Origin of the sequence: Cellulomonas sp. NPDC057328, from assembly GCF_042667215.1 — a bacterium.
Classification (GTDB): Bacteria; Actinomycetota; Actinomycetes; order Actinomycetales; family Cellulomonadaceae; genus Cellulomonas.
The window spans coordinates 1-1,924 of sequence record NZ_JBHUZW010000211.1 but is presented as its reverse complement, the minus strand read 5'-3'; the positions used below and the strand labels follow the sequence as shown (position 1 = coordinate 1,924).

Here is a 1,924-nt window from a genome sequence, read left to right as displayed (position 1 = left end):
CACCCGAGGTCCGCAACGCTGCACGCGCAGGGCGGTCGAGCGGTGCGCGCTAGCGGTCAGCGGCCCGTGCCGTCGACCGCGTGCTCCTCGATCGCCGCGATCTCGTCCGCCGTGAGCGGCGCCGCGGACAGCGCCTGCACGTTGTCCTCGAGCTGCGCGACCGAGCTGGCGCCGATGAGCGCCGACGTCACGCGCTCGTCGCGCAGCACCCACGACAGCGCGAGCTGCGCGAGCGACTGCCCGCGGCCCGCCGCGATCTCGTTCAGCGCCCGCGCCCGCGTCAGGTAGGTCTCGGACAGCGCCTGCGACGACAGGAACGGGCTCGCACCCGCCGCGCGCGAGCCGGCCGGCGCCTCGCCGCCCAGGTACTTGCCCGTGAGCAGCCCCTGCGCGAGCGGCGAGAACACGATCATGCCGACGCCCAGGTCCCCGACGGCGTCGAGCAGCGACTCGCTCTGCCCCTCGCCGACGAGCTCGACGTGCCGGTTGAACATCGAGTAGCTGGGCTGGTGGATGAGCAGGCGGGTGCCCATCTCGCCGAGGATCCGGTGCGCCTCGCGCGTCTGCGCCGGCGTGTAGTTGGAGACGCCGACATACAGCGCCTTCCCGCTCGTCACCGCGTGGTGCAGCGCGCCCATCGTCTCCTCGAGGGGCGTCGTCGGGTCCGGGCGGTGGTGGTAGAAGACGTCGACGTAGTCCAGGCCCATCCGCTGCAGCGACGCGTCGAGCGACGAGAGCAGGTACTTGCGCGAGCCGCCGTCCTGGTACGGGCCGGACCACATGTCGTAGCCGGCCTTCGTCGAGAGGACGAGCTCGTCACGGTACGGGTGCAGGTCGCGCGCGAGGTGCCGGCCGAAGTTCTCCTCGGCCGCACCCGGCAGCGGGCCGTAGTTGTTCGCGAGGTCCATGTGCGTGACGCCCAGGTCGAACGCGCGGCGCAGCACCGCGCGCTGCGTCTCGAACGGGGTCTGGTCGCCGAAGTTGTGCCACAGGCCGAGCGAGAGTGCCGGCAGGTCGAGGCCGGAGCGGCCGGTCCGGCGGTAGGTCATCGCGTCGTACCGGGCGTCGTCGGCGCGGTACGGCTGCAGGCTCGGCATCGGTGGCGTCCTCACGTGGCTCGGGGGCGGCGCCCGCCTCGGGCGCCGTCCGCCAGGCTAGCCGTGCCGTCCGAGGGCGTCCGCCGCCCGGCGGACCCACCACCGCTGCCAGGGCGTCTCGACGGCACCGGGCCGGTAGTGCGCCCGCACCCAGTCGACGGCGTCGCCCGCCGGCACGCCGCTGAGCACGGCGAGGACCGCGAGCGCCGTCCCCGTGCGTCCGGTGCCGCCGGCGCACGCGACCTCGACACGCTCGTCGCCCGCCCGCGCGTGGGCCTCGCGCAGCGCCGCGAGCGCGTCCCGCGTCGACACGGGCAGCGCGAAGTCTGGCCAGCGGACCCAGCGGTGCTGCCAGGCGGGCACCGACGGGCGCCGGGCGAGGAGGTAGACGCCGAGCTCGGGGTCCGGGCCGTCGGGCGACGGTGCGCGCAGGCCGCGCCCGCGCACGGACCGGCCGTCGGGCAGCACCACGACACCCGGTCCCGGGGCCCACGCGCCCATGCCGCACCTCCGTCCCCGCCGGGCCCGGCCCGGCCGTTCGCCGTGCGCCGTGCGCCGTGCGCCGTGCGCCGTGCGCCGTGCGCCGTGCGCCGTGCGCCGTGCGCCGTGCGCCGTGCGCCGTGCGCCGATCGGACCGCGCCCCGCCACCCGCGGTCAAGCCCGGCCACGGGACGCCGTCACCGGTGCGACACCGCCACCGGTGCGCCCTCCCTCCCCTCCCCCACCCCTCCCTCCCTCACCCCTGCGCCGCACCGCCCTCGCCGAGTGCGGTCGATCCCACCGAGTGCGGTAGTCGTACCTGCCGCACTCGGTACGAGGTACCGCAC

2 protein-coding genes are annotated in these 1,924 nt (G+C 76.0%); both read right to left on the bottom strand.

Annotated elements, in window-relative coordinates:
* Positions 1 to 56: 56 nt before the first annotated feature.
* Entirely contained in the window at positions 57 to 1,097 is a 1,041-nt protein-coding gene (locus tag ACFUMH_RS19025) for an aldo/keto reductase (protein ID WP_378209195.1), read from the bottom strand.
* A 57-nt stretch (positions 1,098 to 1,154) separates the two neighbouring features.
* Entirely contained in the window at positions 1,155 to 1,598 is a 444-nt protein-coding gene (locus ACFUMH_RS19020; RefSeq protein ID WP_378209193.1) for a protein-tyrosine phosphatase family protein, read from the bottom strand.
* Positions 1,599 to 1,924 lie beyond the last annotated feature (326 nt).

Coding starts and splice junctions, on each gene's coding strand:
- ACFUMH_RS19020 (WP_378209193.1), bottom strand. CDS start 1,598: ATGGGCGCGTGGGCCCCGGGACCGGGTGTCGTGGTGCTGCCCGACGGC.
- ACFUMH_RS19025 (WP_378209195.1), bottom strand. CDS start 1,097: ATGCCGAGCCTGCAGCCGTACCGCGCCGACGACGCCCGGTACGACGCG.